General features: G+C 36.1%; 4 protein-coding genes. 1 reads left to right on the top strand and 3 read right to left on the bottom strand.

The window, feature by feature from the left end:
• The 3 genes from F6K22_RS26165 to F6K22_RS26155 form a co-directional block, all read right to left on the bottom strand.
• On the bottom strand, positions 1–783 hold a 783-nt coding region (locus F6K22_RS26165; RefSeq protein WP_293104785.1), incomplete at its 3' end, for a DUF5331 domain-containing protein.
• A 39-nt stretch (positions 784–822) separates the two neighbouring features.
• Positions 823–1,689, bottom strand: a complete 867-nt coding sequence (gene bchL, locus F6K22_RS26160; RefSeq protein ID WP_293104782.1) for a ferredoxin:protochlorophyllide reductase (ATP-dependent) iron-sulfur ATP-binding protein — start codon at positions 1,687–1,689, stop codon at positions 823–825.
• 628 nt (positions 1,690–2,317) lie between these two features.
• Positions 2,318–4,456 (bottom strand): ShlB/FhaC/HecB family hemolysin secretion/activation protein, encoded by a 2,139-nt coding sequence (locus tag F6K22_RS26155; protein ID WP_293104779.1) that lies wholly within the window; start codon positions 4,454–4,456, stop codon positions 2,318–2,320.
• A 950-nt stretch (positions 4,457–5,406) separates the two neighbouring features.
• Between F6K22_RS26155 and F6K22_RS26150 the strand changes: the two genes are divergently transcribed.
• Positions 5,407–6,829, top strand: a 1,423-nt coding sequence (locus tag F6K22_RS26150; protein WP_293104776.1) for a transglutaminase-like domain-containing protein, incomplete at its 3' end; no start/stop codon positions are given.

Raw genomic sequence — 6,829 nt, 5'->3', positions numbered from 1 at the left:
CAACTCATCGGCTGCGGACTCCATATCCAAGTCCAAATCATCATCTGCTTCTAAGTCAGAATCTAATTCCATATCCAACTCATCGGCTGCGGACTCCATATCCAAGTCCAAATCATCATCTGCTTCTAAGTCAGAATCTAATTCCATATCCAACTCATCGGCTGCGGACTCCATATCCAAGTCCAAATCATCATCTGCTTCTGAGTCAGAATCTAATTCCATAGCCAACCGATCATCAGTTTCCAATTCCCAGTCTGACTCATCTTGGTCATCACCAGACAAATCATCCGAATCTCGATCCAATCCTGCAGCCAATGCTACTCCCCCAGCTACAGCAGCTGCCCCAGTAATTGCAGCAGCAGCAGCACTACCTAAATCATTAGAATCCTCAATTGTATCTGGCATAAGTGGCTGATCTGCTCCTGGTGACTCCAGAGCATCTTCACCTGCAGTATCCAAAGACGATATAGGTGTTGATTGGTCCAAGGGAGAACCAGATTTTACGCCTATGGCAATGTCAGGGTCAAAATTTAACCCTAAAACCTCTACTAAACTATCCGCATCTGCCTTAAGTTTAGAGAAAGGCAACATTAATGCCTCTAATTCTGGTTCCAGGGCATTGAGAACTCCCAGGATAAGGTATGACACAGGTCTCCTGCCTCCATCAGGAGTTTGGACCGTATTTTGTTCTGTCATGTGGAGTATTAACCATGGGCGATTTTTTTGGTAATACTCTAACCATTTTTGTTTTAGGGACGTTGATAATTGTTTAAAGAAAACCATGATCTTTATATTCCTTATCCTGAGATTTGCTCAATCTTATTAAACCATCATCAGGTCGAGCTTCTCATCCTCTGAGATAACTTGAGGCTTACTGGGATTTAAGTAGAAATCAGATAGTAGGGAGAACAAATCACGATCTGGAGATTCGTTGGGTACTACTCCCTCTGGAAGAGCCAAAATTTGGTCGGCGATATTCAGATAATAATTACAAACGTATTGGAGAGAAGGATCGGTTTCGGCCATTTCAAATAATGTTTTGCCTTTGACACGAGAAACTCGAATATCTTCAATTAGTGGTAGAACTTCTAGGACTGGCATTGGTACGGCTTCTACATACTTATTAATCAGATCGCGTTTGGATGTACGATTCCCTATTAGGCCAGCTAAACGTAGGGGGTGGGTACGAGCTTTCTCTCTGACAGAGGCGGCAATGCGGTTAGCTGCAAATAAGGCATCAAAGCCATTATCTGTAACAATCATGCAGTAGTCTGAATAGTTGAGTGGAGCTGCAAAACCACCACAAACTACGTCACCCAATACGTCAAATAGGATTACGTCGTATTCGTCAAAGGCGTTTAATTCTTTGAGTAGTTTTACTGTTTCGCCAACAACGTAGCCACCACAACCTGCTCCAGCAGGAGGTCCACCTGCTTCTACACAGTCTACACCACCATAGCCTTTATATATGACATCTTCTGGCCAAATATCTTCATAATGGTAGTCCTTTTCTTGCAAGGTGTCAATAATTGTGGGGATGAGAAATCCTGTGAGGGTGAATGTACTGTCGTGTTTTGGGTCACAACCGATTTGTAGAACTTTTTTACCACGTTTGGCTAAGGCTACTGAGATATTGCAGCTTGTTGTAGATTTGCCAATTCCACCTTTTCCGTATACTGAAAGTTTCACTTTTTTTCTCCTAATAATTCTCTAATCAAATAGAGCTACAAGAATCGGAAGTCAGAAGTCATAAGTCATAAGTCAGAAGTAATCTCTGATAATTGATAACTGATAACTGAAATGACTGAGTTTTAGCATTTATCAATGTCCGCGCCCTATTTGCGTAATGCTATAAACTTATTTTTTTGCTTCTCAATGGAATTATTGTCTAACTTCAGTACAAAAAAAAGGGGGTCAAAATTTATAAACGACTTTAAAAGTAATTATTTAGTTTTAATTTTTTCTAAAGTTTATTTTTTCAATCATTAATAATAATTAGTCTAAATTTTGTCATTATTAAAATTTTTATTTAATTTATTAAATATAAATAGTTACAATATTAAAAAATCTACTCACTAGCTTATATTAAGAAAAAATTTTGCTGCAGAAATCTAAGTTATCAGAGACTTTGAGACCAGAATAGATATCAAGTTTAATTTGAGTATTGAATTATGAGCTTCTAATAAATTCAATTATTAAAGTTAATAATCAACCAAGGTTAATTTTTATGACAAAAGTTTGATTTAAGTAGTGAAAATAACCAACCAGTCACAAAATACTCAAAGCTTTACTAATCAATATTTTCGACCTAGCGACACTAGAACGGTCGAACAATTACACTGAAATAAAATCCAGAATCTTGAGCATTATTGCCACGATCGTCTAGGTGTACCAAAGGCAAACCATAGTCCAAACGCAGATCGACCTCTGGCAGAAGTTGCCAAATCAAACCTATTCCAGCTCCGGCCAAAAATCTTTGGTCTGGTAAAAATTCATTATTAGGATTACTACCATCATTCCAAACAGCTCCAATATCTATAAAAGGAGTAAGCTGTATCAATGGCAAACCAGACTCATCCCGATAAACCGTAATTCTGTCCTCAATAGAAAATCGAAAACCATTATCTCCTGACCTTACATTCTGGCGATAGCCCCGTAACGACAAACCACCGCCAATAATAAATTGTTGATATGGCAACACACCAGTTGAGGACAATTGCAAATCTCCCTGGATAATCAATAAATGACTACCACTTAATCTTTGTACTCTCTGTACTTGGCCTAGCCAACTCAAGAAATGTCCATCAGGTTCTGGATCTTGCCTGACAGTAGCATCAAATAAACCAGTACCAATATTGAATTGCGATCGCAAAGCCCAAGCACCTAGTGGGTCTCTACGAATATAATCTTGTCCCAACCTAATCACAGTACTGCGATTAATACCATCATCCTGAGTGTCATTTGGATCGGCAAAATTAAAAAGTTCATCATCAAGGAAAGATTTTGTACGTTGATAAGTCAAACCCAGAGACAAAGCAAACTCTTGTCTGGGATTTCTAAATATAGGTTGACGATAACTAAACTCATATACATCTGTTGTGCCAGTAATCTTCAAATCTCCTGAAAATTCTTCACCAATTCTATTACTGTTAGGTGCTGCTCTTACTTGTAAAGTGCCATTCATGGCATTAATGGGTAAGTTATAAATAAAATCAAAGACATCTGATTCATCATCAAACAACCTAGTGGTATTATAAGATGCGACAAAAAAATCACCCCGTCCAGTTAAGTTGCGATGTAGTGCAGTCCAACCAGTTCGTTCTGAACCTACGGTGGGAGGAGAGTAGTTATCAGTATTCATACTCAACTCCACAGGATTTGTTTCTGTGACACGAACAATGAGAATACTTTCCCCTGGTGTTTGACTAGCTCGCAAACTAGCTTCAATATTTTCAAATAAAGGATTAGACCGAAGCAACCGTAGTTGATTTTCTAGCCTAGCAGTGTCCAATGGCTTTCCCACCCCAAGTCGTATCCGACTCTTTATATAGGAGTCTCGTAATCTTTTTGTGCCTTCAATTTGGATTTCTCCTAAAATCCCCTCTACAACTTCAATCTTAACTGTGCCCTCTGTGATAGTTTGGGGAGGTAAAAATGCTCTTGAGGTAATATAGCCACGTTCTAAATAAATTTCGGTAATTTTATCTGCTATTTGACGAAGTTCTAATAGAGTGACTAAACGTCCTTCTAGTGGTCCAACGAGAGTATTAATTTCTTCTGGGGTTAAAATTGTACTTCCTAATATTAAAATTCTCTGGACAGGAATTTGTTGAGTTGGTTCATCTGGCAGGGGTTGGGGTGGTGGTGGTTTTTGTAGTTCTTGTTCTTTGGGGGTTTCTGGTAAGTCAGGTTGGGGAAGGGGTTGGAGAAAGCGATCGCGATTTGGCTCTGGTCGGGGGTTTTCTGGTGGTCTTGGTGGGTTTGTTTGAGTATTTTGAGCATAACTGGGTTGACTGGGAATTAAGGTATTAATAATTTCAAAAGGAGTAAGTATTTGCTGAGTATTGGGTAAAGTTTGAGTTAATTTTTGTATTTGTGTAATGTTTTTTTCTTGAGGATAAGTTTTTGAACCTGGGATTAATTTTATCCCTTCTCTTTTTTTTAATTGAGATATTAAAGTTTTACGATTAAGGTTTTTCTGTTGATGTTTATGAATCAGTTGGGGAGTTAATTCTGATGTAAATTTATATTTTTTGAGGGATAATTTTTTGTCTTTATTAGCTTTTAGTGAAGTCTTATTCAAGAATTTATCTACAGATAATTTTTTCTCTTTATTAGCTTTTAGTGAAGTCTTATTCAAGAATTTATCTACATCTGTAGTTTTGGATATAGCTCGATCGCCTAATAGGCAAATAATTATAAATGTACTAGAAATTAATGGGATAATTTTAAACATTTCAATAGTTATAATCCAGGTATTGTCTAATTTTAGTTTCCAGATAAAAAGATGTTTTTAAGTTATTAAATTTATGGAAGAAGCCTAGAAAAAATAAACACCTTTAGATGTAAAGTTACAAAATAAAGTATTCTCATAAATTTATTCTATATTGATGTAAGCATTCAGCTGTCAGCTATCAGCTAGAAGTTATTAACTTATTATCTCATTATCGTGGAAAGAGGAATTATACCAATTCCGAAAAGTAATGCTATACTTGGGAAAGACTTCATTTATTAAGTAATTAACACAACCCGAATAAATTTTTTGCTAATAATTAGCAAGTTAATGTTAATTATTCTTATGTTTACTTTTACCCCACTCCTCTACTCCCCTACTCCCCCGCTCAATAAAATGTAGAAAAGTTTTTGAGAAATGGTATTAGTCTCCAAGGAGAGTTAAAAGTTACGACTAAAGTATAGCAATCCTAAATTGGTCGTAACAAGTTTTTTAATAGTTAAAAAGAGCTGAAAAGCATGAAAATTATGACTCCTGACTCCTGACTCCTGACTCCTAACTACTCCCAAAATACTGCAACCTAAATAGGATTGCTATATACTCCTTTAACCTGAGAAAGAATTATTCATTGATGCATCTGATTGCTGACTACTAATAGCTGAATGCCTACATATTGATTGAGAGGAAACTTAATTTAATAAACACTTATACATTAGCTATCAACTATCAGCTATTGCTTTTGGTGTCTGATAAAAGCCTGATTAATTCAGCCAGAATTAAATCTTGTTACAAAAGCCGACTCCTACTGCTAAGACCTGACAGCTAATAGCTAAATGGTTAAATATAAGTTTTTTCTGAAGCAGTAGCACAAACTATTTTATTTTGTCAATAATTGTATGGTAGAAAACCAATATTCAAGCATGTTCTCTGAAAATATTTCTTCTGAATTTAACATGAAATTTGAATCATCTGAGAGTACCCAAAAACAAAATTCTGGGCCACGGACTATTAGACCAATTGGAGTAGCCTCACTGCATAGTATTGCCTTTTCTAGAGAGACTCTCTATGCTATTGACAAAAATCGTGGTTTTCTGCTAAGGATTAACCCAAAAACAGATAATACAACTGTTATTAATCCTTATCAGACTGATGAATTTATTGATGTTACTGGTATTTCTATCTGGAAAGATACTCTCTGGTTGACATGGGAAAATAAAATTTATTTCTGTCTCAATGCTATTGGTAATTTATCAGAGGGACGTTTACAATGGCAACATTTTTTCACTTTACCTTATGCTGCTGATGGAATTGCTGTTTGGGAATCAACTGTTTATGTAACTTGTCAAAAGTTAGGTAAGATTATAGTTTTTGATAAAAATACTAAACAACAAATTACAGGATTTTATGCTCCAGGAATAGGGTTTGAAAATATTACGGTACAGGATGAAGAATTATGGCTTTGCGATCGCGAGGAGCAGACTGTTTATTGTTTAGAAAGGGGAACGGGTAAGGTTAAATTTAGCGTACTGACTCCTTTTGAATCTCCAACTGGATTAGCATTTTATCGTAATTTAACTACAGGGGAGCGACAACTTTATGTTGCTTATTCTGGAGATGAACTTTATATTAGGGATGACCCTAACTCGGAAAAACAGTATGAATTGAGTAAGCGCGATAGAACTTTTATACATCCTCTTTATTTTTATTACAATGAACAGGAAAAATATGCTGTTTCTAATGGTTTTTTAATTGAGATGTCTTATGTTGAAGAATTAGAACCATTAGATGAAGTATTTTTAGAAGATGTGGAATGGCGTATTGCTTTACCTTCAGAAACTCATCGTCAAAAAGTTAGGGAAATTTCTCCTATAGGAATGCCTTTTACTGAAGAAATTCAAGATGGTCAAAAAGTTGCTGTTTTTCGGTTTCAACCACTGCGTCAAAGTGAAAGACGGATATTTGGTTGGAAGGCTTTATTAGAAGTCAGGGCAATTAAGTACCAAATTCAACCTTTTAATGTAGAAAATATTCCTCAAATTCCACCAGGTTTTAAAGAAAAATATCTGGTAGATAATGATAATTTGGCAATGGATAAAGAGATAGTTATTCGAGCTGCGAAAGATGCTGGTTCGAGAGAAAAAAATGTATTACGTCAACTTCTGAATATTAGGAATTATGTCTATGACCAACTTTCTTATGGGGTAACAGCTAAAATTGATACTCCGGATATTGTGTTGGAAAGAGGTATTGGTTCTTGTGGAGAATATGTAGGATTACTGTTAGCTTTGGCACGATTAAATGGTATTGCTTGTCGTACAGTAGGTCGCTATAAATGTCCGGCTTTTGCTGATAGGAAAGGTGTGCCTTTAGAGCCAA

This window comes from Okeania sp. SIO2F4 (genome assembly GCF_010672385.1).
GTDB lineage: Bacteria > Cyanobacteriota > Cyanobacteriia > Cyanobacteriales > Microcoleaceae > Trichodesmium.
Note: the sequence above shows the minus strand (reverse complement) of the source record. Positions and strands in the feature narration are given on the sequence as shown.

Bases quoted from the DNA above. Each gene is read 5' to 3' on its own strand.
- F6K22_RS26155 (WP_293104779.1), bottom strand. From the start codon at position 4,456: ATGTTTAAAATTATCCCATTAATTTCTAGTACATTTATAATTATTTGC.